The 23,368-nt window shown below is 67.8% G+C and carries 20 protein-coding genes and 1 tRNA gene; 10 read left to right on the top strand and 11 right to left on the bottom strand.

Annotation, left to right across the window (positions count from 1 at the left end):
* Positions 1–409 precede the first annotated feature (409 nt).
* Both ABLE92_RS03725 and ABLE92_RS03720 read left to right on the top strand, forming a co-directional pair.
* Positions 410–835, top strand: a complete 426-nt coding sequence (locus ABLE92_RS03725) for an HIT family protein (RefSeq protein WP_348803287.1) — start codon at positions 410–412, stop codon at positions 833–835.
* Positions 832–1,665 (top strand): SIR2 family NAD-dependent protein deacylase, encoded by an 834-nt coding sequence (locus ABLE92_RS03720; RefSeq protein ID WP_348803285.1) that lies wholly within the window; start codon positions 832–834, stop codon positions 1,663–1,665. The genes ABLE92_RS03725 and ABLE92_RS03720 overlap by 4 nt, the downstream gene beginning before the upstream one ends.
* 16 nt (positions 1,666–1,681) lie before the next feature.
* Here the strand turns inward: ABLE92_RS03720 and ABLE92_RS03715 are convergent, their stop codons facing one another.
* From ABLE92_RS03715 to ABLE92_RS03705, 3 genes are all read right to left on the bottom strand, one after another.
* On the bottom strand, positions 1,682–5,857 hold the full coding sequence (locus ABLE92_RS03715) for a PDDEXK-like endonuclease domain-containing protein (RefSeq protein ID WP_348803283.1): 4,176 nt from the start codon (positions 5,855–5,857) through the stop codon (positions 1,682–1,684).
* Between the two features lie 128 nt (positions 5,858–5,985).
* Positions 5,986–6,318, bottom strand: a complete 333-nt coding sequence (locus ABLE92_RS03710) for a rhodanese-like domain-containing protein (protein ID WP_348803282.1) — start codon at positions 6,316–6,318, stop codon at positions 5,986–5,988.
* Positions 6,319–6,496: 178 nt separating this feature from the next.
* A complete protein-coding gene (locus tag ABLE92_RS03705) occupies positions 6,497–8,251 on the bottom strand; it encodes a DEAD/DEAH box helicase (RefSeq protein WP_348803281.1) in 1,755 nt (584 codons plus the stop codon).
* A 258-nt stretch (positions 8,252–8,509) separates the two neighbouring features.
* Between ABLE92_RS03705 and ABLE92_RS03700 the strand changes: the two genes are divergently transcribed.
* The 3 genes from ABLE92_RS03700 (at position 8,510) to ABLE92_RS03690 (ending at position 12,810) form a co-directional block, all read left to right on the top strand.
* The gene (locus ABLE92_RS03700) at positions 8,510–10,294 is read left to right on the top strand and encodes an AMP-dependent synthetase/ligase (RefSeq protein WP_348803280.1); all 1,785 of its coding nucleotides are present in this window, start codon (positions 8,510–8,512) and stop codon (positions 10,292–10,294) included.
* Between the two features lie 126 nt (positions 10,295–10,420).
* Entirely contained in the window at positions 10,421–11,617 is a 1,197-nt protein-coding gene (gene opgC, locus ABLE92_RS03695) for an OpgC domain-containing protein (RefSeq protein WP_348803279.1), read from the top strand.
* Positions 11,614–12,810 carry a trans-sulfuration enzyme family protein gene (locus ABLE92_RS03690; RefSeq protein WP_348803278.1) on the top strand — a complete coding sequence of 399 codons (1,197 nt, stop codon included), beginning with the start codon at positions 11,614–11,616 and terminating at the stop codon, positions 12,808–12,810. Before opgC ends, ABLE92_RS03690 begins: the two co-directional genes overlap by 4 nt.
* Positions 12,811–12,848: 38 nt before the next feature.
* On the opposite strand, the gene ABLE92_RS03685 is transcribed toward ABLE92_RS03690, so the two are convergent.
* The 3 genes from ABLE92_RS03685 to ABLE92_RS03675 form a co-directional block, all read right to left on the bottom strand.
* On the bottom strand, positions 12,849–14,000 hold the full coding sequence (locus tag ABLE92_RS03685) for an acid phosphatase (RefSeq protein ID WP_348803277.1): 1,152 nt from the start codon (positions 13,998–14,000) through the stop codon (positions 12,849–12,851).
* Between the two features lie 149 nt (positions 14,001–14,149).
* On the bottom strand, positions 14,150–15,649 hold the full coding sequence (locus ABLE92_RS03680; protein WP_348803276.1) for a DUF7782 domain-containing protein: 1,500 nt from the start codon (positions 15,647–15,649) through the stop codon (positions 14,150–14,152).
* Positions 15,649–15,861: a hypothetical protein gene (locus tag ABLE92_RS03675; RefSeq protein ID WP_348803275.1), complete on the bottom strand. Its 213-nt coding sequence runs from the start codon at positions 15,859–15,861 to the stop codon at positions 15,649–15,651. The genes ABLE92_RS03680 and ABLE92_RS03675 overlap by 1 nt, the downstream gene beginning before the upstream one ends.
* 223 nt (positions 15,862–16,084) lie before the next feature.
* Between ABLE92_RS03675 and ABLE92_RS03670 the strand changes: the two genes are divergently transcribed.
* A complete protein-coding gene (locus ABLE92_RS03670) occupies positions 16,085–17,818 on the top strand; it encodes a hypothetical protein (protein ID WP_348803273.1) in 1,734 nt (577 codons plus the stop codon).
* Between the two features lie 37 nt (positions 17,819–17,855).
* On the opposite strand, the gene ABLE92_RS03665 is transcribed toward ABLE92_RS03670, so the two are convergent.
* Together ABLE92_RS03665 and ABLE92_RS03660 are read right to left on the bottom strand one after the other, a co-directional pair.
* Complete coding sequence (locus ABLE92_RS03665; protein ID WP_348803271.1) at positions 17,856–18,035, bottom strand: hypothetical protein; 180 nt, start codon at positions 18,033–18,035, stop codon at positions 17,856–17,858.
* Between the two features lie 218 nt (positions 18,036–18,253).
* A complete protein-coding gene (locus tag ABLE92_RS03660; RefSeq protein WP_348803270.1) occupies positions 18,254–20,092 on the bottom strand; it encodes a DUF222 domain-containing protein in 1,839 nt (612 codons plus the stop codon).
* Between the two features lie 20 nt (positions 20,093–20,112).
* On the opposite strand from ABLE92_RS03660, the gene ABLE92_RS03655 reads away from it, so the two are divergent.
* Both ABLE92_RS03655 and ABLE92_RS03650 read left to right on the top strand, forming a co-directional pair.
* Positions 20,113–20,391, top strand: a complete 279-nt coding sequence (locus tag ABLE92_RS03655; RefSeq protein ID WP_348803269.1) for a hypothetical protein — start codon at positions 20,113–20,115, stop codon at positions 20,389–20,391.
* 92 nt (positions 20,392–20,483) lie between these two features.
* A complete protein-coding gene (locus tag ABLE92_RS03650) occupies positions 20,484–20,846 on the top strand; it encodes a histone-like nucleoid-structuring protein Lsr2 (RefSeq protein ID WP_348803268.1) in 363 nt (120 codons plus the stop codon).
* A 50-nt stretch (positions 20,847–20,896) separates the two neighbouring features.
* Here ABLE92_RS03650 and ABLE92_RS03645 read toward each other — a convergent pair.
* Positions 20,897–20,981: transfer RNA gene (locus ABLE92_RS03645), tRNA-Leu, on the bottom strand.
* Positions 20,982–21,111: 130 nt separating this feature from the next.
* Between ABLE92_RS03645 and ABLE92_RS03640 the strand changes: the two genes are divergently transcribed.
* Together ABLE92_RS03640 and ABLE92_RS03635 are read left to right on the top strand one after the other, a co-directional pair.
* Positions 21,112–21,567, top strand: a complete 456-nt coding sequence (locus ABLE92_RS03640) for a transcriptional regulator (protein WP_348803267.1) — start codon at positions 21,112–21,114, stop codon at positions 21,565–21,567.
* Positions 21,568–21,580: 13 nt separating this feature from the next.
* Positions 21,581–21,949 carry a DUF3817 domain-containing protein gene (locus ABLE92_RS03635; protein WP_348803265.1) on the top strand — a complete coding sequence of 123 codons (369 nt, stop codon included), beginning with the start codon at positions 21,581–21,583 and terminating at the stop codon, positions 21,947–21,949.
* Between the two features lie 3 nt (positions 21,950–21,952).
* On the opposite strand, the gene rdgB is transcribed toward ABLE92_RS03635, so the two are convergent.
* Together rdgB and rph are read right to left on the bottom strand one after the other, a co-directional pair.
* Positions 21,953–22,573: an RdgB/HAM1 family non-canonical purine NTP pyrophosphatase gene (gene rdgB / locus ABLE92_RS03630; RefSeq protein WP_348803264.1), complete on the bottom strand. Its 621-nt coding sequence runs from the start codon at positions 22,571–22,573 to the stop codon at positions 21,953–21,955.
* Positions 22,573–23,322 (bottom strand): ribonuclease PH, encoded by a 750-nt coding sequence (rph, locus tag ABLE92_RS03625; protein WP_348803263.1) that lies wholly within the window; start codon positions 23,320–23,322, stop codon positions 22,573–22,575. Before rph ends, rdgB begins: the two co-directional genes overlap by 1 nt.
* Between the last annotated feature and the right edge of the window lie 46 nt (positions 23,323–23,368).

Raw genomic sequence — 23,368 nt, 5'->3', positions numbered from 1 at the left:
CCGTTGGCTTTCGGGCTGGCCTCGCGTCGCTCTGTTGTGCTGAACACGCCTGCACCACAAGTCCTTTGGGGCGACGGCTTTTCATCGGTGAAGCACCGTCGACGTGTTCGTGGGACCCATCATGGCACACAAAAGTGAGGGATTCCTCATGTTCGGAACTGACCCCGCGGTATACCGGTCGGTAATCTCGCGGGTAACACAGGCGTACACCGAGTGGCCTGCCACACCCCCGTGGGTTGCGGCAGTTCACGGGCGCTTTTGCCGCACCGAGCGAGCGTTCCGCAGGTCAGGGCACCCCTGTTATCTAATCGTTATGTGAGGTGAAACACGTCCGCGCGCGTTGTCGTATGAGTGGGTCGAGCGTCCACCTCCGATGTCCGAAGAGACTGCCCCGTAGGGTGTGGTGATCATGACCGACTGCGTCTTCTGCGACATCGTGACCGGCGCCGCGCCGGCACGACAGATCTACGCCGACGACCACGTCGTCGCCTTCCTCGACATCCGCCCGATCATGCGCGGACACACCCTGGTCGTGCCGCGCACCCACTCCGACGGACTCGCCGACCTGGGCATCGACGACGGCGCCCGGATGTGGGCCGCGGGGCGACGGATCGCGGCCGCGATGAAGGTCTCCGACCTCGGGGTCGACGGCATCAACCTCGCCCTCAACGACGGTTCTTCGGCGTTCCAGACGGTGTTCCACACCCATCTGCACGTGCTTCCGCGCGCCGACGGCGACCGTATCCGATTCGTCCGCGGACTCCTCGTGCGCCGCGATCCGAACCCCGACGAGACCGCCGCCATCCTGCGCGAGGCGATGGGCACCCTGCCGTGACGACCTCTGCCGCCGCCTTCGACGAGGTGGTCGCCCTCACCGCGCGGGCCCGCTGGATCACCGTGTTCTCCGGCGCCGGCATGAGCGCCGAGAGCGGTATCCCGACCTTCCGCGATGCGCAGGTGGGGCTGTGGGAGAACTACGACCCGGCCTCACTGGCCACCCCCGAGGCGTGGGAGGCCGACCCGGACCTGATGTGGGCCTGGTATCGGTGGCGCGCCCGGCTCGTGCGACGGTCCGAGCCGAACGCCGGCCATCACGCCCTCGCCGATCTGCCGACCGCGGGACTCGACGACCCCGGCGATCCCGAGGCACGTGCGGTGATGATCGTGACCCAGAACGTCGACGATCTGCACGAGCGCGCCGGCACCCCGGTGCTCAGTCACCTGCACGGCAGCCTCTTCGCACCGCGGTGCTCGGAGTGCGCCACGCCGTACGACCCCGACGCCATGCTCGACGGGTCCGATGCCGGTTCCGATCCCGGTTCCGATCCCGACACCCCGCCGACATCCCGGAGGACACCGCCGTCCTGCCCGGTCTGCGGGGGGCGGATCCGCCCCGGCGTGGTGTGGTTCGGTGAGGCCCTACCCGAAGACGCCTGGCAACGTGCCGAAAGTGCCTTCCGCGCAGCCGATCTGGTGATCGTGGTGGGAACCAGCGGGGTGGTGTATCCGGCCGCGTCGCTGCCCGAGCGCGCCGCGGCGGCCGGCGTGCCGGTCGTCGAGATCAATCCGGAGCCCTCGGCGCTGTCCGCGCTGGCATCACATCATCTGCGGGCCACCGCCGCCACCGCCCTGCCCGCGCTGGTGAGCGCCCTGTCCCAGCGGTGAGAGAACCGACCCCACACTACTCCCCTGACGCGAGATCGATCGGCTGCCAAGAGGTTTCGGATCGCACCGGGCCGGTTGGCACCGACCCCGGCTTCACGCCGCGACGGTCGAGCGCATCCCACAGTCCGGCCAGGGCGGTGTCGGGATCGAGTTCGAACTCCGACTCACGCACGCGCCAGAACTCCCACCCGCACCGGCGGAGTTCGCGTTCGCGTTCCATGTCCGAGCGTGCCTGCGCACCGGTGGTGACGAACTCGTCGCCGTCACATTCCACCGCCATCCGACCGTCGGCGCCGGTGACCACCAGATCCATACATCGGTTGTTCACCACCACCTTCGGCGTGACGTGGTACCCACGACGGGACAGGATGTCTAACACCTTCTGCTCGAAGAGGCTCTCGAACGGTTCGACCCGCCGGTCGTCCGGGATGTCGACGGGCATCGGATCGATCGCGGGGCCCTGGTTGGCCTCGAGGTAACCGAGCAGCGATCTGCGCAGGTCGCCCTCGCCGAGGTCGTCGAGCGCGATGGAGTGGAACAACCACATCTGGTCCATCGCGCGCGAGGCCGCGACGTTGATGCGACGTTGGGATTCGGCCCGGGTCAGCGCCGCGATGGCGCCGGGATCGGAGACCACCATCGACAGGAAGATCACGCGTCGTTCATCGCCCTGGAAATCCGGGGGTGTCCCCACCCGGATCCGTCGGCGACGCCACTGCGCATCGTCCACCCGCTCACGCAGCAGCCGGGTGATCACCTCGGTCTGCCGGGTGCCCTGCAGCGCGATGACGCCGAAATCCAGTCCGTCGTAGGCACTGTCGGCGAGGCACTCGACGAGTACCTCGACCAGCGCAGCGGCCTCGGCCTCATTCACCAGTGTGTTGCCCTGCCCGGACGCGGTGCCGTCGACGCGTTGGGTCCGCAGCGGGTCGAGTCGGTCGGCGCCGTGCTGGCGGACCGGGATCAGCGGCGCGTCGGAGTAGAACTGTGCCGAGGAGTACCCGATGATCTCCGGCATCGAGCGGAAGTGTTCGCGCAGCCGGATGACATGCCCGAATCGGCTGCGCAGCAAGGAGAACAGACTCGACCGTGGGGTCAGCCCGTCACGCAGGTAGTGCGGCAGGTCGGGCAGGTGGGCGTCGAGGCCGGCGAAGGCGTCGTCGAGGGTGGTGCCCGACAGGCCGGTGGGCGCACACTGGCGATCGTCACCGACGACGATCACCCGGGGCGCGAGCCACAGCAGGTAGGCGCTCGTGACATCGGTTTGGCTGGCCTCGTCGACGATGACGACGTCGAAGGAATTCTGTTGTGCCGGGAACATTTCCACGACCTGGGCCAGTGGCATCACCCACGCCGGCACGGCGGCGGCGGCCTCGGTCATCGCTTCCCTCGCCGCGGCCCGGAAGCGGTGTGCGTGTTTCCCCGATCCCTTGCCCAGGTTGATCATGTGGTCCCGGTAGGACTGCAGCGCCTGGATCTGCGCGACCGTCACCCGCGACAGGCACGCCCGCCAGGCGCGGGCCGCGGCCAACTGGGTGGTGAGCTGCACCAGATCGGCCTCGGACTCGTCGAGCGCCGCCGACCAGCGCCGTTCGCCGTCGGGGTCGCTGCGCAGTTCCGCCCACGTCCGCGCCCGACGCCAGTCCCATGCCCGACGCACCTCACGCAGCCGCCCGTCCCACCCGGGATCGTCGGCCGTCTCGGCCAGCATGACCGCGAATTCCGGTGCCTTGCTGCGTAATCGAAGGATCAGCAGGTCCAGGGCCGACTGGTCCTCCCATTGCGTCCGGGCCGCCACCACGGCCCGTCGCGCGGCTTGGATGGCATCTGCGTCCGCGCTCGCGAGCGCCGCGATGAGCGCATCCCCCTCCGCAGACGGCCCACGCTCCAGTTCGGGGGCCAGCGCGTAGACGTGGTCACCGAGTTCCTTCTCTGCCAGCAGTGCATCGTTGGCCGCCGCGATGGCACCGGCGTCGTGCGCCACGGCCACCGCCTCGGCGACACTGCGCGGTCGGGGTCCGCCGGGGCTGATCGCCTCGAGTTCGCGCACCAGCGCGTCGCGTTCGGACAACAACGTCGAGATCCACCCGAGGCGCTCGTCGAGTCCGACCAGCCGATTCAGTTGCGATGACCGACTTCCCGAGACGTCGACCGGAACGTGCAGATCGGCGAGCACCCGCTGCGCGTGGTACACCGCGTCGAACACGGCGAGGTGATCGGCGACGGCCTGCAACGACCGTTCGTCGGTGGGTACCCGACCGTCGACGGTGGCCGCCACCCCGGACTCCTCGACGGCCCGCTGCGCCTCCGATCGCCGCATGCGACCACGCCAGCGGCCCCCGTCACGCAGGAAAGCGGCTGCGGCGGCAAACAATTCGCCATCCCCGGGGCGTGCACCGTCGACCGAGACCGCCTGCGCGCCGAGATCACGATCCCGGCGGGCGGCGTCGGCGATGACCGGCGACAGGGTGGTGACGCGCGACCACAGATGGGCGGCCTCACCGGCGAGCAGGCGATCGGCCATGTCGACCATGGCCGGCGGAAAGGCCGCCACCTCGGTCGCGGCCACGCCGAGGCGATCGCAGACCCCCTTGAGCCGCATCAGCCGGGCGCTGTCGACGCCGGACAGGATCGACATCAGCGAGCCGGTGCCGACCATGGGTTCGGTGGGGCGACGGGCGATACGCGCGCAGATCTGATCCATCCGGGCCGGATCGGGCAGGAAGTCGTCGAGGTCGACGAAGCGCTGGGCCTGCCGGGACGGCTGATTCCTGGTGGTGCGCAACAACTCCAGCACCCGGGTGAACTCGGCGGGTTCCAGCGGCGGCAGTGCCCCCTCGACGGGTCCCGGCAGCCAGTCGTATCGCGCCGCGTGCGCGTTGCAGTCACGGACCACCTGCGCGGCGGTGCCCCGGTAGTCGCCGGCCACCCATTCGTGGATCTCGGTCTCGGCACGGCGCAGCTCCCAGAGTCCGCGCAACGCGCGTTCCCGGCGGGCCATGGCCTGCTCCCGGCGGGCGGTCAGGTCATCGATCTCGGCGGTGCCGACACCGTCGACGTAGGTCGCCTTGCGTTCGGCGATCTCCTCGACACCCGAGACCATCGATTCGAAGCGGTCGCGGGTGATGTCGGCGGTGGACACCGTCAGGGCCCGCAACTCCGGCGGCAGGATGTCGCGGAGGACGGCCAGCGCTCCGGGCTTCTCGCTGGTCACCAGGACGCGCTGTCCCTTGGCCAAGAGCGCCGACACGACGTTGGCGATGGTCTGGGTCTTCCCGGTGCCCGGTGGCCCTTCGACGACGACACCGCTGTCGACACCGAGTTGGGCGAAGACATCGCGCTGTTCGACGTTGGCGGGCAGCGGGAAGAGCGCATCGCCGACGAGATCCTCGGCGGGCATCGCACCCGACGCGGCCAGCGCGGCCAGCCGCTCGTCGGATTCGATCGGCGCCACCAGTTGGGCCAGCCCGATGGGAATGTCCGCCTCGGGCGCATCGCGCAGGTCGGTGAGGATCGTCTCGTAGAAGTCGAGCAGCGCGTCGGGACTGCGTCGCCGGCACACCAGCGCTCCGACGAACTCCACCTCGACCGACACCGCCGCGTCGGTGCGTACACGCGAGACCCAATCGTGCAGGAGATCGTCGGCCTTCGGATGGATCGGGCTGGGCAGCGACTCGATCTTCGCTCGCACCTTCGCGGTGTTCTCGAAGTCGATGCCCTCGACCGACGACAACAGCCGTGCGTCGTGCAATGTCGGGACCGATCCGGCCGCCACCGCGACGCGGATCGTGCCCCGGTCGGGGTCGCGCTCGGCCACCACCGGCTGTGTCAGCAGGTACTCGCGGATCGTGGTGGTGGTGGGGGTGGCCGCATCCGCCGCATCCGGCGACGACACGGTCAGCAGGCCGGCGGCCAGCACGAGTTCCCGGGACTGGGGCGACTCGGTGAGGTCGTCGACCATCGCCGACAGACTGTCGTATCCGACGTGATCGGGCCCGAGTTCGACGACGAGCTGACCGGCCGCCGCGCCGGACCGAACCGCTATCGGGGTGCCGGTCCCCACCGGCAGGACCGCCGGATGCTCGTCGACGTCGCGCACGTCATGACCGCGGGAGGCCAGCAGGTCACGGAAGAAACCGAGCAGGCCGAAGACCTGATCGCGGCGGTGCGCGCGATGCTCCTCCTCGGTCATGAGCGTGGTGTCCTCCTGCGCAGATCGTCCGACCGGCCGATGACCGGGCGAGTCTGGCCGTCGGTCACCTCCGGTCGGGTCTGACCCATCACGCTATCAAGCCGCCGCCGGGGCGGCAGGACGCGCGATTACGATCCGGGGTTGCTGCGCAGCGCCCGGTAGCCACCGTCGATGTAGTGGACGTTGGTGTAGCCGAGGTCGGCGATCTGTTCGGCGATGCGGGGCGCCTGTGACGAGACCGACACCACGTTGATCTCGGTGTCGGGGTGACCGATCACCGGGAAGGTGCCCGACGGCGTGGGCGCGAGGCGCTCGCGGACGTCGGTCGGCTCGACGACGACCGCTCCGGGCAGGCTCCCCTGATGCCGCACGACCTGCGGGCGCGCGTCGAGGACCACGGCATCGCCGCGGCGGGTGTGGGACATGGCTTCGGCTGCCGAGATGGGATCCACCACTGACACTGGGGACTCACTCCTGATGTTGCTGAGATGTGTACGGCTGAGATGTATCAGACCGGGGGGCGCGAACACGGTCGCCCGCGATCCCCCGACAAAGGTTACGGAAAAATCTCGAAACGCCCAACATCGCCTCAACCCGGACACGCCGGAGCCGCCGGTGGCGGATCGCCGGGTCAGTGGGTCAGTTCCGCGGCCGTCCGGCGACGTGACGCGAACCCCGCTTACCCCAGCCGTCCCCGCGGGAGTTGTGACCGTCGCGCCCACGCTGCCCCTGACCTGCGCGTTTGTTGCCGCCCCGACCACGTGGGGGGCCCATGTCCTTGCGCAGATCGATCGGGTTCTTGCCGATCCGGGTGTTGCGCAGCAACTCCAGCGTCTCGCGATCGAGGTTGTCGGGCAGTTCCACCAGCGAGAAATCGTCGCGGATGCTGATGTTGCCGAAATCACCCCGGGTGAGTCCGCCCTCGTTCGCGATCGCGCCGACGATCGCGCCGGGCGACACCTTGTGTTTGCGGCCCACCGCGATGCGGTAGGTGGCGAATCCGCCGCCGCCCTTGCGCGGGGCGCGTTCGCGGCGCTCGGGCCGCTCTCCCGCGGGCGGGTCGGGTGCCATCAGGAAGCCGCCGTCGCGGGTCTCGAGCGCCAGCGCCGCGGCGATGTCGGCCATCGCCACGTCCTTGTCACGCGCGTAGTCCTCGACGAGTTTGCGGAACATGTCGAGGTTGTCCGAACCGAGGTTCTCGGTGATCGAGTCGGCGAAGCGCGCCACCCGCTGGGCGTTGACGTCCTCGACCGACGGCAATCCGATCTCGGTGAGCGGTTGCCGGGTCGCCCGCTCGATCGCCCGGAGCAGGTGACGTTCCCGCGGCGAGACGAACAGCAGCGCGTTGCCCGATCGGCCGGCGCGTCCGGTGCGGCCGATGCGATGCACATAGGACTCGGTGTCGTGCGGGATGTCGTAGTTGACGACATGGGAGATGCGCTCGACGTCGAGTCCGCGGGCGGCCACGTCGGTGGCGACCAGGATGTCGATCGTGCCGTCCTTGAGCTGATTGATGGTCCGCTCACGCTGCGCCTGCACCATGTCGCCGTTGATGGCCACGGCCGAGAAGCCACGTGCGCGCAATTTCTCGGCGAGTTCCTCGGTGCCCGATTTGGTGCGGACGAAGACGATCATCGCGTCGAAGGACTCGACCTCGAGGAAACGGGTCAGCGCGTCGAGTTTGCGCTGATGGGACACCTGTAGGTAGCGCTGGGTGATGTTCTGCGCCGTCGCCGTCTTGGCCTTGACGGTGATCTCCTGCGGATCGTGCAGGTACCGCTGGGCCAGCCGGCGGATGGCGCTGGGCATGGTGGCCGAGAAGAGCGCCACCTGCTTGTCGTCGGGGGTCTCGGCCAGGATGCGTTCGACGTCCTCGGCGAAGCCCATGGTGAGCATCTCGTCGGCCTCGTCGAGCACCAGGTACTCGAGTTGGGAGATGTCGAGGGTGCCCTTGTCGAGGTGATCGATGACGCGGCCGGGGGTCCCGACGATCACCTGGGCGCCGCGCTTGAGCCCGGCGAGTTGCACGCCGTAGCTCTGGCCGCCGTAGATCGGTAGCACCCGGACGTCGGGCATGTGCGCCGAGTACTTGCCGAATGCCTCGGCGACCTGCAACGCGAGTTCGCGCGTCGGCGCCAGGACGAGTGCCTGGGGACGGCGCAGCGCCGGATCGATCCGCGAGAGGATCGGGATGGCGAATGCGGCCGTCTTGCCGGTGCCGGTCTGGGCGAGTCCGACGACGTCGCGGCCGGACATCAGCGGTGGAATGGTGGCCGCCTGAATCGGCGACGGGGTCTCATAGCCGACCTCGGCGATCGCGCTGCGTACGCGGTCGTCGATGTCGAGGTCGTCGAAGCTGATCGACGGCGAATCGGTGTCGGGCTGATCGGTCATGGTCTGCGTGTCCCGTTCATCGAGATAACTGTAATGCGCGCGACGGCCAGAGTCCTTATCTGCGGCGGTTTGGCCGTGCTGACATCGGTTTTCTCCGAGTTCGCGACGGTCGATGCGCACTGTGATCGGCGCCACCGGGTTACTGATACCCTCGGTGCCACTCACCACTACGCAGCGGTCATGTGACTCGCACCGTCTGCCCGAAATGCCCGCATTCGATCACCCGTATTCGACCACACGTATTCACCCAGGAGCGTCATGCAGGAATACACCACCCCGTCCGACCTCGCCATCGACGACAAGGCCACGACGGTCGATGCGATCTTGCGCTACCGCGAACAGCGGCCCACCATGCCGCTGTTCAAGAAGCGCGCGTCCGGAACCTGGATCACGGTGACGGCCAAGCACTTCGCCGACGAGGTCGATGCCGTCGCGAAGGGACTCATCGCCTCGGGTGTGCAGGCCGGTGATCGCGTCGCGATCCTGTCGTCGACGCGCTACGAGTGGACGGTCCTGGACTACGCGATCTGGCGGGCGGGCGCGGTCACCGTCGCGATCTACGAGACCTCGGCCACCGATCAGGTCCAATACATCGTCGAGAACTCCGGCACCACACTTCTGATCATCGAATCCGAGGCGCAGTTCACCAAGCATCAGGAGGTCATCCTCGCCCCCGATCCGCTGCGCGAGACCCTGGTGATCGACCGCCACGGACTGGCCGAGCTGAGCAAGCGGGGCGAGAAGCTCGGGGACGACGTTCTCGACGAGCGACACGCGAACCAGTTGTCCTCCGACGCCGCGACCCTGATCTACACCTCGGGCACCACCGGCCGGCCCAAGGGCGTCGTGCTCACCCACGCGAACTTCCTGGCCGAGTGCGCCGCCACCCGCGACGCGGTGGGCGCCGGTCTGGTCGAGGGCAAGTCCACCCTGCTGTTCCTGCCGCTGGCCCACGTCTTCGCACGCGTCGTGGCCGTCGGGTGTGTCGAGAACGGCGTGATCCTCGGCCACACCAACGACATCCCGAATCTGATCAACGACCTCGCGGTCTTCAAGCCCAACTACATCCTGTCGGTCCCTCGCGTGTTCGAGAAGGTCTTCAACTCGGCCAAGCAGAAGGCCTACGACGGCGGCAAGGGATCGATCTTCGATCGGGCCACCGACACCGCCATCGCCTACAGCAAGGCCACCGAGAACGGTTCGGCCGGACTGGTGTTGTCGTTGCAGCACAAGCTGTTCGACGTGCTGGTGTACAAGAAGTTGCGCGCCGCGCTGGGCGGCAACTGCGAGGGTGCCATCTCCGGCGGCGCCCCCCTCGGCGCCCGGCTCGGTCACTTCTTCCGTGGCGTCGGCATCCCGGTGTACGAGGGTTACGGACTCTCGGAGACGACCGCCGCGGTGACCGCCAACAACGAGGACCACCAGAAGGTGGGTTCGGTCGGGCGGCCGGTGCCCGGCGTCAGCGTCGCCATCGCCGAGGACGGCGAGGTGCTGCTCAAGGGTCCGGTGGTGTTCACCGGCTACTGGCACAACGCCCAGGCCACCGCGGACGCGATCCGGGACGGCTGGTTCCACACCGGCGACATCGGACATCTCGACGACGGGTTCCTGTTCATCACCGGCCGCAAGAAGGAGATCATCGTCACCGCCGGCGGCAAGAACGTCTCCCCCGCCCAGCTCGAGGACGCGATCCGCGCGCATCCGCTGGTCAGCCAGTGCCTGGTGGTCGGCGACAACAAGCCGTTCATCGGCGCACTCATCACCATCGACCCGGAGGCGGCGCCGGGGTGGCTGGAGCGCCACCACCTGCCCGCCGACACCCCGATGGCCGACCTCATCAAGAACGAGGCGCTGCGCGCCGAGATCGACGCTGCCGTCGAGGAGGCGAATTCGAAGGTGTCCAAGGCCGAGGCCATCAAGAAGTTCGAAATCCTCGCGTCCGATTTCACCATCGAATCCGGCGAGCTCACGCCGACGATGAAGCTCAAGCGCAACGTCATCAGCGACACCTACAAGATGGCGATCGCCGACCTGTACACCTGATCGTCGGTCGGTTCCGCATCCGTGGGACACGTGAGACTCCTGTTACCGAAGTGGCAAATGTGACGATTGGGACTCGGTGGGCGCGCCGTCGTCGAAACGGCGGTGCGCCCACCTAATCTCTGGGCGATGAACCGGGACCTCGCCATCGACGTGACGCGCGGCCTGGCGATCTGGAGCATGATCACCGCCCACTTCGCCGACGGCGCCAAGATCGCCATGCCCACCCATGCCTTCCCCTATGTGGACGGCATGAGTGTGTTCGTCCTCGTGTCCGGGTTCATCCTCGGGCTGGTCCATCACGGCTGGATCGACGCACACGGCATGCGGTTCGCCTTCGGCAAACTCGCCGCGCGCCTCGCGGTCCTCTACGTCTGCCAGCTCACCATCGCGCTGGTGGCGGTGGCCGCGGGGATGGCCGGCTACTTCCGCCTCACCTGGCTGCTGCCGGTGGATGGGTGGGCCGAGGGCATCTGGGCGTCGGTCACCATGGCGTACCTGCCGAGCGGGGGGAACATCCTGCTGATGTACATGGTCCTGATGGCCTCCGCCTTCGCCGTCCTGCCGCTGCTGGCGCGCGGGTGGTGGGCGGCGGTCGTCGCCGCGTCGATCGGACTGTACGTACTCGCCCAGACCAATCCGCCGGACTGGTTCTATCTCACCGCCGACATGACCGCGCCCCGGATCCAGAACTGGGCGGCCTGGCAGGTCTTGTTCGTGCCCGCCCTCGCGATCGGGTGGAATTGGCGGCGGTGGCACCTCGCGACCAGGATCGAACGCCACCTGCCACTGCTGGTCCTGGTGGCCGCCACAGTGGCCGCGGCGATGCACTTCCTGGTGATCGACGGCCCCCTCGCCGCCTTCGAACCGGCGCTGGGCGACAAGCTCGACCTGGGTGTGGCGCGAGTCGTCGGCGCCTGGGTCGTCGTTCCGGTGGTCTATGGCGTCTTCCGCGTCTTCCTCGCCCAGTGGCATCGCGACTGGCTGCGACCGTTGGCGTTGTCGGGTTCCCGGAGTCTGGACTCCTATGTCATCCAGTCGTTGGGTCTGGTCGTCGTGCCGATCATGATCCTGGATCGGCCGTGGTCGACGTGGTCGATGACGGTGATCGCCGTCGGAGTGTTCGGAGCGTGCTGGGCGTGGGCGGAGTTCCGGCGCGCCTGCCACGTCGACAAGTTGCATCGTCTGCCGGCGATTCTCGCCGCGCCGATCACCACGGCCATCGCGCGGAAGATGCCCGCACCGGCGGTGCGGCCCGTCGGTGTCGCGTCCGCCGCCACACATTCGTCGGTTCGCCGCTCGGTCTCCGCCGGATCTCCGTCATGAACGGCGGGCGCGACGAGGTGATCGCCACCGCCGGTGACATGACAACTGCCGTCCACGCCGGCAACGACACCCGGGGCGCCGCGATCCGCACACCGATCACCATGGCCAACTCCTATCACCTGCCCCCGAATCCGGAGGCGGTCGACTGGTCGGGCACCGATGACCTGCTCTACACCCGCAATTCGGGCGCCAATCAGATTGCCCTACAACGGAAACTGGCGGTCCTCGACCACGGCGAGGACGCCGTGGCCCTCGCCTCGGGTGTCGCGGCGCTGCATGCGGTGTTCTTCACCTTCGTCGCCGCCGGCGACCACGTCGTGGTGTCCGACACCACCTACGAGGCGACGTGGAAGCTGTGGACCGAACTACTCCCCCGCAAGTACGGGATCGAGGCGAGCTTCGTCGACATCACCGATCTCGACGCGGTGGCCGCGGCGATGCGGCCGAGGACCCGGATGGTGATCACCGAGGCCATCGCCAATCCGACGACCAAGGTCGCCGACATCTGCGCCCTCGGGACGCTCACCCACGACGCCGGCGCCGTCCTACTGGTTGATTCGACCTTCACCCCGCCGCCGCTGTATCGCCCGCTCGACGACGGCGCCGACCTGGTGGTGCATTCGTTGACCAAGTACATCAACGGGCACGGAGATGCCATGGGCGGAGCCGTGATCGGCGATGCCGAGCGCATCGGGCAGATCAAACGCGAGGCGATGGTCGACGTCGGCGGGGTCATCTCCCCGTTCAACGCCTGGCTCATCGAACGCGGCTCGATCACGTTGCCGCTACGGCTCGGCCAGCATCAGCGCACCGCCGAGCGCGTCGCCGCGGTCCTCGCGGGTGATCCCCGGGTGGCCTTCGTCGCCTACCCCGGCCTCCCGTCGCACCCGCAGCACGAGCTCGCCGCACGCCAGTTCGGTGGCCGCGGATTCGGCGCGATGATGGCGTTCGCGGTCGACGGCGATCCGGCCACCCAGAACCGCTTCGTCTCCCACCTCCGGGTGATCACCTCGGCGGTCTCCCTGGGCCACGACGAGTCGCTCATCGTTCACGTCGGCACCGATGGCCCGCGGGTGGCCGCCTATCCGGAGCCGTTCCGCACGTTCGGCCATCTGCGGTTCTCGGTCGGACTCGAGGACGCCGACGATCTGATCGCCGATCTCATCGGGGCTCTCGACGCCACCTTCGGGTGAGCGCGCGCGTCAGTGGGTGACAGCTCGTGGGTGTCGGGTCAGCGGGTGACCCAGGCGCGGGCGATGTCCAGGCGCTGCCATCCCCCGGTCGGCCCGGACTTGTCCAGCGGATAGCCTGCCGGAAGTGCGGTGCGGGCCAGGATGTTTCGGAGCTGGGCGGTGCTCAGCCCGGGGTGTGCGGCACGAATGAGGTTCTCCGCCCCGGCCGGCACGGTGAGCGCGGATGCGGTGTCACCGGTCGGCAGGAAGGAGTAGCTCGCCCGCTGCCGGTAGTCGGCCAGCGCCGTCGCCGTCGGCTCCCACGGCTGTTGGCAGGCCGCGACGGAGCCGATCGGTGCGCCCACCCGGGCCTGCAGCACGCCACGCAATTCGGTGCGGGCGGCGGCGAACAGGGCGGCGAATCCGGGATCGCCGAGCAGTTCTGAGGCGGTGGCCTGGGCGAGCATCCGGCCACCCATCACGTCGAGCGGGTAGTGCACGCCGAGGACGATGCGGTGATAGCCGTATTCCGCGCCACGCGCGAGGATCTGCGGACCGACCTCCGGCAGCATCGAGGCGATCAGGAATGCCTGGGTGTACCCCCAGGTCGTGTGTCCGGACGGATACGAGCCGCTGCCCTTGACCGCGGCGTAGAGGTCCGGGCGACCGTCCCCGTATCGGCGGATGAGTTGGGGCGCAACCTCGAACGGGCGTGGGTACTGGAAGTACTTCTTCTCCTTGGTGGTGCTGATGCGTTCACCGGCGATCGACTCCTCGCCCAGGAGAAGTTCGGAGGTCTTGGGTAACTGTCCGGCCCGCAGCGCCGCCGAGAACGCCGGCGCCAGCTGCGATCCGAGGGCGTTGAAGATGGCCGGACCCTCGATCGCGTAGTTGTCGTCGACGGCATACCGCGCGGTCGCGGGCGAGGCGGTGGTGTTGACGGCCACCGTCTCCGCGAGGTTCTGTTGCCGGATCAGCGGCGACGTGCGCGAGAACCCGTCGAGGATGGCGATGTGATTGGCCGGTGCCGCGGTGGTGAACGGGTCGGACTTCTGCGCCGCGGTGAATCCCGTCGACGCCGGGACGGCCGTCGAGGTGAACGTGCATGCCGGAGCGGCGGCGGCCGGGGCGTGCGTCGCCACCGTCGGCGCCATCAATGCCACCGCCGCCACCGCCGCAGCCATGATCTGTGTCCACTTCGGACGCACCATGATTCCTCCGATCGACCCGTCGTACCGCTGTCGCACTCACCTCACGAAGCGCGATGGATCACTCGGCATCAGGCGGTCGCACACGAGGTGAACACTGGGTGACCATTGCCTCCGAACACGACATTCCGCCCAGAATGCCGGCCGGCGGATCAGCGTGTCTCGAACAGGATTCCGCGGCCGATCGCCTCGCGGATCACCGGGAGCGCCGCCTGCGCCAGCGCGTCGGCGTCGACGTCGTGGACGGCGGCGAGCAGATCGATCAGCGTGCCGAGGGGTACCTGACCGCGGCACCCGGCCAACAGTGCGCGGGACACCTCGTCGACGCCGAGAACGGCGCCGGGCCCGCCGGGCCGCCGCACCGACGACCCGATCTCCTGCCAGCCGTCGTCGCCGGGTAGTGACTGCGATTCGAGGAAGATCGGCGCGGTCCGCAACCGCGCCGCCAGCAGATGCGCGTCGTCGTGTCCGAGCAGGTAGTCGCGCCGATCCAGGAAGGCGCGCGCCTCCTCGCCGGTCACCTCCTCACCCGCCCCGGTGATCTCCTCGATGGTGTGGTCCGGGATCCGGCGGCCGTTGCGGCGCAGGGTGATCACACCCATCCCGATGCCGGTGATCTTCTCCTCGGCGAACCAGTCCAGCCAGTCCGACCCGCGGCGGGCGATGTGCTCCGGGTCTTCGCCGGCATCGGAGAGCCACAGCGAGATGTAGCTGATCGGGTCGGCGAGTTCACGCTGCACCACCCACGCGTCGAGTCCGGTTCCGTCGAGCCAGCCCACGATCCGGTCGCGCCAGTCCGTACCGTCGCGCACGATCCAGTTCGCCAGCAGCTGTGCCGTACCACCGTCGGTCAGATGATCCGACAACTGCCGAATCAGGTTGGCGCACAGCATATCTCCGGCCATCCCCGAATCCCGGTAAATGTAGTCCTGCCCACCGGCCCCGACGACGAACGGCGGGTTGGACACGACCAGATCGAACCGCTCACCGGCCACCGGTTCGAAGAGGCTGCCGGCCCGCAGATCCCAATCCATTCCGTTGAGCCGCGCCGTTGCTGCCGCCAGGGCGAGCGCACGCGGGTTGGTGTCGGTGGCCACAATCGACTCGCAGTGCGCGTCCAGATGCAGCGCCTGGATCCCGCACCCGGTGCCGAGGTCGAGCGCAGTCTCGACCGGATCACGGATCACCGCGCGCGCCAACGAGATCGACGCACCACCGATCCCCAGGACGTGGTCGTGGGCCACCGGCCCGGACCGCATGGCCGCGTCCTGGTCGGACACGGCCAGATAATCCCGGACGTCGTCGGCGTGCGGCCGGATGTCCAGCACCGCACGCACGCGGCCGCCGGCAACGCGTTCGATCACACCCCCGGAGACGAGATCCTCGACGCCCGTCGTCGGAAAAGCCTGTGCCATAGCAGTTTCCGGCTCATCCGATCCCAGGAGGAATAGTCGCACCAGCGCGGCGAGCGAGGCACGTCCACTCCCGGCGCCGGTGGCGCGCAGCGCGGGCCACCAGACCCCGCGACCCAGCGCGTCATTCGCCTCCGCGCCCAGCAGTTCCGACACCCCGTCGGCGGTATACCCGGCGTCGCGCAGGTCGGCACCCAGGGCATCGACGACGGATTTCGACTGCAGCGGAAGATCACTCATCAACCGACCCGCCGATACTTCTTGTGCATCGCCTGCTTGGACACACCGAGTACGACGCCGATCTCCGCCCAGGACAGACCTGCTGTCCGAGCGCGGCGGACGGCGACCTCTTCGTCGCGCACGAGTTGTCGGCGACGGTCGGCAACCTCTGCCAACGCTGATACCGGGTTGTCGGGGTCGCCGGAATCCCCGGTGCCGATTCCTGTCTGCATGCCCCTCATCGTGCACGTCGCGGCCATGATCGTCAACCAACGTTGACGAACGGCGTTACCGGATGCGACGGTGATCCTGCTCACGATCCTTTCGTTCAGGCAAGGTTATGCTAACTTTTCCTCAGATTCTGACCGTCGTGAGGTTGCGTGGCGACGGTGTCGTGGTGCGCGTGGACGGCTCGTCCGTGTCCTCCCAGCGCACCGGGGAGGCTGAGGAGTGCAGGTGGCAGTGGTGGGTTCGATGCGGGGTCAGCGGTCGGGGCGGGGCAAGACGTGGTTTGTCCGGGTGTCCGCGGTTGCCACGTTGACGGCGTTCTCGGCCAGCGCTTTCACGTCGAACGGGTCGGCCGCCGTCCTGAGCCCGGCCCTCGCCCCGGTCCCGACACCGGTCGCCAAGCAGACCGCACCGCCGAGGACGCCGGCCACCAAGCCGGCCGAGACCTTCCAGGAGCGCATCGACCGGATCGCGGCGAGCCCGCGGTCGCTGCTGCGGCCGCTGGATGAGAACCGCGGTCAGGCCACCGTGTGCGTGAGCGGCGAGTTCACCACGATGTCGGTGGTCTACGATTCCCTCTTCGAGTCACTTCTCCCCTCGTTGCCGCCGCAGTTGCGGGCCAACGCCTACGCCGCTCGCGATGCCGCACATCGGGATATGAAGCGGCTCAACGTCTCCACCCTGGCCATCTCCGACAACCCGATGGCACTCGGCGCCGACACCGACGATCCATCGCTGAAGTACCGCGGACCGATCTCGCAGTGGATGGTCATGCAGCTGTTGAAGATCAAGGACGGCCAGGAGGGTGAGGCCATTCCGGTCGGCAACATCACTCTCGCGCAGGCGGTCGAGACGGCGTGGCTGTACCTGTTCGCGACGGTGATCGCGCCGACGAAGTTCGCGCTGCAGTTGACGCCGTTCCTGGGCAGTCCCCTCGAAGGCACGTCGCTCGCGAGCTTCCAGGGCTACTTGACCTACAACACGATCCTGCAGATCGCGGTCCAGGGTGGGGCGCTCGGTGCGCAGTACACCTATCAGGCCATCTCGAACATGGTGATGAACCAGTGCGTGGCTCGGGTGACCGAGGACCAGCGAGCCGAGGCGGGCCGCCCGAGCGAGGACGTCACCTACGACATCGACATTCCCGCGGTTATTCGAAGCGTGGCCAATCAGCTCTCGCTGGCCGACAACGAGACCTGTGACGCCGTGGGTAACGTCCCGCTGAGCCGCATCGTGACCCGCACCCGCGACTACGTGCAGAGCACCGCGACCACCGACGCGCAGAGGACGCAGGTCGCACGCGAAACCGATGCGATCCTGGCGCGGATGAAGACAACTCGGATTCCGCACAATCTGATTCCTGCCGATCCCGCGGATTTCACGCAGCTCGAGGGCGCCGCCTCGCTGTTGGGCAGCCTGATCCCGTACGTCGGCGGTGCGCCGCTCGACATCGTCATCGGCCTCAAGCACAACCTCGATCAGGGGGACAACCCGCTGGAGACGGTCAGCGTCGCCGACCTCACCGTCACCAAGTCGCTCACGGCCGCGTACTACTCGTACTACCTGTCGCTGTACCTGTTCACCACGGTCGGCGGTCTCGCCGAAGGTGAGATCTTCGGCAGTCCGACCGTCGGTTTCCTCTCCCCGACTCGTGCCATCGGTGCCGTCGCCGCACTTCCCCTCACCTATGGACTTGTCAACTTCCACAACGTGATTCGCTCGATGTGCTTCACCGAAGACGACACCACCGGCACGGGGCGTGGCGCGCAGCTCAACCGCGACAACGCCACCCTTCCGTCGGCGAGCACGACGACGCCGACCGCCCCTCCGCGCGCGGGCTCCCGTGCGAGCACGCCGTCGAGTACTCGGCCGTCGGGCACGCCGAACCGCGGCGCGGCGTCGACCACGACCACCCGGCAGCCGATACCCGGTCTGCCCATGCAGATTCCGGGAATCGGCTAACCACACCCCCGAACCGACCGCGGTTGCGGCCTCACCCTCAGAAGGGTGGTGGTGCGCCGTCATCGGGCACGACGGGGTATCGCTTCTTGCGTCGTCGTGGGCGTGGCGGGTTCAGCGGATCCACGCCGTCGCTGATGCGGGCCCGGTTGCGTTCCCGTTCACGGCGTCGCCGTTCATATTTGGCGGCGAGCCGATCCCGCTTACTGGTCGGGATCACGCCCGGTTCCCGGGGTGTCGGTGGCGCCGCGGGTGGGTCGGCGAACCGGTAGCGGCGTAGCCCGCCGAAGAAGTCTTCGAGGGTTTCCGCCGGCCCCGGAATGTTGAGTCCTTCCGGGGTGGTGAAAATCGTGACCAGTCGGCCGTTCTCGTCGCGGTACTGGTCATCGAGCCACCGGGAGTGCGTTTTCTGCAGATGATGCCCACGGCACTTCGCGTTCAGCCCGTCGGGGGTGGTCTGCCCACCGCGGTCGGGGTGCTCGTGGTCGTACTCGTGTACGTGATCGCAGTCGCCGTCGGAGGCACTATCCCGGCAGGTGGGGATGACGCATTCGCCGTGGCGGATGCGGATGAATGTGTCCAATGCCGTCGACAGTCGGTACGGATCTGACGGCAACGCCGACGGGAGTTCGACGTCCTCGGGATCGACGCCCTGGGCACCAGTCGTCGGATCGTGGTCGGGTATCGGCTGATCAGATCGAGGAACTGTTCGGGGATGACCGCGCCCTGCCCGACGAGGTAGCCGAGGTTGCCGCCGAGAGGCGTGTCGTCGGCCGAAACTGTTTCGGCAGAGCCTGATTCGGTGTCGGTGGGTGCGGTGTCCGCGCCGGTGGCCGCCGTTTCCTGTGCTCGGCGTTCCGCGTTCACCAACCACTCGATGGCGTCCTCGCTGGAGCGCGCGGTATCGCGGCGCAACCGCTGAATGAACTTCTGAGCGCCGGACAAGGGCGACTCACCGCATGAGTCGCCGCCGGTGTCGACGACGGCCGCATCGGGAGTGCCCTCGCCGTCAGAAGCGTTCACCTCAGGACTCTCCATACGCGACGACATCCGCGCCACGCCCACGTCGGCGTCCGACTCGGGCTCGGGCTCGGTGCGAGACTCGGGTTCTGGTGCCTGTTCCACGTCTGCAGTGTCCGCGTCAGAGGGACCGCTCTCGTCGAGTAGCGACATCTGTGCCGCACCCGCGTCGGCCTCCACGACCGGCTCAGGTGTGGGCATCGACTCGGGTTCCGGTTCCGGACGCCGTGACTGGACCACGGATTCGGTTGCACTGCTATCGGATTCGCTGTCGGCGGCCGCAGACTGCTCCTGCTCGTGCTGTTCTTGTTGTCGCTGGCGTTCCTCGATCGCCGCAGCGGTGGTCTCATCGGCAATCACGTGCAACACGATCTGCACATCCGGAATACAGCCCGGCTCCGGGATCACCGCGGAACAGTCCTCACGCCCGCACTCACACGCGAACTGCGTCCCCGACAACAACGAGTACATGGCATCGGCCTGACGTTGCCGCCGCGTCCGCGGATCCTTCCGGCAGGCACAATCGGCCAGGGCGGCGATCGTCTTCTCCGCGATCGTGATGTTCTCCGCGGACATGGTCCCGGTGATCTCCCCGGTCCCGTCGCCCTCGAAATGAGTGAACACAGCCCGCTTGTCCAGGTTCCGCTTCCGCGGTTCCCGGACAGCGTCCGGGGCGTGTTGGAAGACGATCTTGTCGACCATGTCCCGCAAACTCGTCGCCGGCCACTGCCCCTGGCGGCTGAACAACCGCTCGGCGATCGCCGCGTCCACCAGGGCGGTGTTCGGATGCAAGGCCGGTCCCGGATCGAGCAGGTTGGTGCGATCGATCAGGGTCCGGAACTGACTGTGGCTGATCCGGCCTTCGAGTAATGCCCGCCCCGTCTTGGGCAGGCGGGTGGCCATCACGATCGCCTCATCCACCAGCCTGCGGGTGGTCACCATTGCCAGATTCCGGGTCCGGGAGATGTGTTCGGCCGTGATCTGCGCGTACTCCGCCGACTCGTCCAACGGGCGGTCGGTCAGACACCTCACCACATACGCGGTGAAGTAGGAGTCCAGCCACGCCATATAGGAACGGCAGCGGTCCAGTTCGGTCATCGCGACCAGCACCTCGTTGATCGAATGCTGATCCAACCGATCCGGATCCACCCCGAACAGAAACGAGCTGGGTAGACCCGGCCACGGCGACGGCCCCTGCTTCAGCAACGCATCGCGCACATCCCCACGAATCCGCGCGCTCCATGGAATGCTGCTCACTCCTCGCCCCCTCGAACAAGATGACCGTCGAAGCTCTCTTCGATCTGACCATCATTGTAGAGACGGCCACCGACAAAACCGTTCGCTCGCAGGGCGGGCGACCATCGGTCACTCTAGGCTCGACTGCCATGGCGCAGAATGTGAAGCTCGTCCTGACCGGAGGCCGCGATCACGAGTACGAGTCCGCGGACCTGACCATCGAGAACGGCGGGGTGCTCAAAGTGGTCGAACCGAACGGGTACACGACCTACTACGCGGCGGGCGAATGGCGCGTCGTCGGGCACACCAGCCTCACCTGAGGCGACGGAGCCGCGTCGCCTCACGTGAGGCTGACGTCGATTCCTTTCCCGGATTCGCGACATCGGATTATCCATGTGTTAACGTGCATCACGTGGCAAGGGTGAAGGTGACCTCGTTCGTCGACGACCTCGATGGCAAACCCCTCGGTGTCGACGATGCACGCAGTGTGATGTGGTCCTGGGCGGGCGTCGTCTACCGGCTCGATACCTCGAAGGTGAACCTCGCGAAGATCGAGGACGGACGGGTCCCGCTCGCCAAACTGCTCGCCGTCTCCACCCGCGTCGGGGGTCGACGTCACCCCACCGCGACACGCATCGATCCGCCCACCCGACGCCAATCCACCACGCCGGACCCGGCGCAGGTCCGGGAGTGGGCCACTGCGAACGGATACTCCGTCTCCGCCCGGGGTCGCCTACCTCGCAACGTCGTCGACGCGTACGACGCGGCGCACTGAGACCAACGCCGAGGTTCCTCGCCATAGGGGTCACCGACCGAGGTGAATGCTGGTGCGCGAGGGGGGACTTGAACCCCCACGTCCGTAGACACTGGAACCTAAATCCAGCGCGTCTGCCAATTCCGCCACTCGCGCGTGCTGCGAGCACAGCCTACCGTCTGCACTTCCCGCGAACCGCATCAGCCCGAGCGTCGGCGTCACCGTTGACGCAGATCACCCCGACCGCCCGGCAGAGCATCGGCGCAGGCCAGGTACCGTCGTAGGTATGTCTACGCAGTCCGGCCGTCGTCGTCACCGCCCCGCACTCCTGGTGCTCGCGGTCGCCGCGGCAATCGCCTGCCTGGGTTTGGCCTGGTGGCAGTGGGACACCTACGAGTCCGGCGGTGGCACTGAACAGAATCTCGGATACGCGCTGCAGTGGCCGGCCTTCGGGTTCGCCTTCGTCTGGGCGTACCGCCGCTTCGTGGTCCTCGAGAGCGATCCGGACGAGGCGCAGAAGATTGCCGAGAACAAGGCCGCGACCGAGATCCCCGAGGGCATCCTGCCCGAGCGTCCGACGATCCCCAGTGCGTCGACCCTGCAGCGCGACCGGGCCGACGACGACGATCCGTCGCTGCGCGAGTACAACCAATACCTGGCCGAACTCAACGCCGCCGACCACGCCCACGCCGCCCTGCGCGAGACCGTGCCGCCGGCCGATACCGACACATCCGAGAAGTGAGGATCCCATTTCAGTGAGCGACAAATCCGCGACCGACGTCGCACCAGCGGCCGCACCGATCGAGAAGGTCAAGGGAGCGCTCCTGCGGTACCGCATTCTCGCCTGGATCACCGGTCTGTGGTTGCTGCTACTCGTCGCAGAACTGATCCTCAAGTACGGATTCGACGTCGCCGCCCTCGACTTCGTCCCGATCGTGCACGGGTGGGTGTACTTCGTCTACCTCATCCTGGCGGTGGACCTGGCCATCAAGGTGCGCTGGCCGCTGGGCAAGATCCTGGTGACCGCCATCGCCGGCACCATCCCGTTCCTGTCCTTCTACGTCGAACACATCCGGACCAAGGAAGTGAAGGCGCAGTACGGGATAGGCGGCGAGACGCTGTAGAGATCAGTCGGCGGCCAGGCCTCGTAGCGCGGGAACCAACTGCGCCAACGCCTTTCCGCGATGGCTCAGTGAATCCTTCTCCTGCGCAGAGAGTTCCGCCGACGATCGGCCGGCCGCGACGGCGTCGTCGGGGATGAACAGCGGGTCGTAACCGAAGCCGTTGGCGCCCCTCGGGACACGCAGGATCGTGCCACGCCACTCCCCTCGCACCACGGTTTCGGAACCGTCGGGCGCGACGAGTGCACACGCGGAGACGAACGCGGCACCGCGACGCTCGTCGGGCACGTCACCGATCTGATTCAGCAGCAGGTCGTTGTTGGCGGCATCGTCGCCGTGGCGGCCGCTCCACCGCGCCGACAGCACCCCGGGCATCCCGTTGAGCGCATCCACCGACAGCCCCGAATCGTCGGCGAGACAGACCAGGCCGGTGGCCCGCGCCCCGGCACGTGCCTTGATCAGCGCGTTCTCCTCGAACGTGGCGCCCGTCTCGGGTTCTTCGGGGTAGTCGGGCACCGAGTCGAGTCCGATCACCTCGAGTCCTACGATCCCCGCCGCGTCGACGACCCGCTGCAGTTCGGCAAGCTTCTTGGCGTTGCGGCTCGCCAGCAGAATCCGATTGGCCATCAGGCCGGAAGCTCGCCCGGGTACGGCTGCTCCAGCGCGATCCGCTGGGCCTCGAACAGTTTGGCCGTGCCCACCTCGGCGATGTCGAGCAGCTTCTCGAGGGTGGCACGCGGGAAGGTCGCACCCTCACCGGTCCCCTGCACCTCGACCAGCGTGCCGGCGTCGGTGGCGACCACATTCATGTCGACCTCTGCGCGGGAATCCTCCTCGTAGGGAAGGTCCAGACGCACCCGGCCGTCGACGACCCCGACGCTGACCGCGGCGATCATGCACGACAGTGGCTGCGGATCGCTGAGTTTGCCTGCTGCACCGAGCCAGGTGACCGCGTCGGCGAGGGCGACGTAGGCGCCGGTGATCGCCGCGGTGCGGGTACCGCCGTCGGCCTGCAGGACGTCGCAGTCGAGGGCGATGGTGTTCTCACCCAACGCGGCCAGGTCGATGCAGGCACGCAGGGAGCGTCCGATGAGCCGGCTGATCTCGTGCGTGCGGCCACCGATCTTGCCCTTGACTGATTCCCGGCGAGACCGTTCGTGGGTGGCCGCGGGCAGCATCGAATACTCCGCGGTGAGCCACCCCAGTCCCGACCCACGCCGCCACGGCGGCACGCCGACGGTGACGCTCGCGGTGCACATCACCCGGGTCTCGCCGAATTCCACGAGCACCGATCCAGCCGGATGGCTGGTGAATCCGCGGGTGATGGTGATCGGTCGGAGTTCGTCGTCGGCCCTGCCGTCAGCGCGTGTGGTCACCTCACCAACTGTAGACATCGCCGCAGACACCGACGACGCCCCCCAC

This window comes from Gordonia oleivorans (genome assembly GCF_040044975.1).
Taxonomy (GTDB): Bacteria; Actinomycetota; Actinomycetes; order Mycobacteriales; family Mycobacteriaceae; genus Gordonia; species Gordonia oleivorans.
This window is presented reverse-complemented; position numbering and strand designations above follow the sequence as displayed.

Bases quoted from the DNA above. Each gene is read 5' to 3' on its own strand.
- ABLE92_RS03725 (WP_348803287.1), top strand. From the start codon at position 410: ATGACCGACTGCGTCTTCTGCGACATCGTGACCGGCGCCGCGCCGGCA.
- ABLE92_RS03715 (WP_348803283.1), bottom strand. From the start codon at position 5,857: ATGACCGAGGAGGAGCATCGCGCGCACCGCCGCGATCAGGTCTTCGGC.
- ABLE92_RS03705 (WP_348803281.1), bottom strand. From the start codon at position 8,251: ATGACCGATCAGCCCGACACCGATTCGCCGTCGATCAGCTTCGACGAC.
- ABLE92_RS03700 (WP_348803280.1), top strand. From the start codon at position 8,510: ATGCAGGAATACACCACCCCGTCCGACCTCGCCATCGACGACAAGGCC.
- opgC (WP_348803279.1), top strand. From the start codon at position 10,421: ATGAACCGGGACCTCGCCATCGACGTGACGCGCGGCCTGGCGATCTGG.
- ABLE92_RS03690 (WP_348803278.1), top strand. From the start codon at position 11,614: ATGAACGGCGGGCGCGACGAGGTGATCGCCACCGCCGGTGACATGACA.
- ABLE92_RS03685 (WP_348803277.1), bottom strand. From the start codon at position 14,000: ATGGTGCGTCCGAAGTGGACACAGATCATGGCTGCGGCGGTGGCGGCG.
- ABLE92_RS03680 (WP_348803276.1), bottom strand. From the start codon at position 15,649: ATGAGTGATCTTCCGCTGCAGTCGAAATCCGTCGTCGATGCCCTGGGT.
- ABLE92_RS03675 (WP_348803275.1), bottom strand. From the start codon at position 15,861: ATGCAGACAGGAATCGGCACCGGGGATTCCGGCGACCCCGACAACCCG.
- ABLE92_RS03655 (WP_348803269.1), top strand. From the start codon at position 20,113: ATGACCGTCGAAGCTCTCTTCGATCTGACCATCATTGTAGAGACGGCC.
- ABLE92_RS03640 (WP_348803267.1), top strand. From the start codon at position 21,112: ATGTCTACGCAGTCCGGCCGTCGTCGTCACCGCCCCGCACTCCTGGTG.
- rdgB (WP_348803264.1), bottom strand. From the start codon at position 22,573: ATGGCCAATCGGATTCTGCTGGCGAGCCGCAACGCCAAGAAGCTTGCC.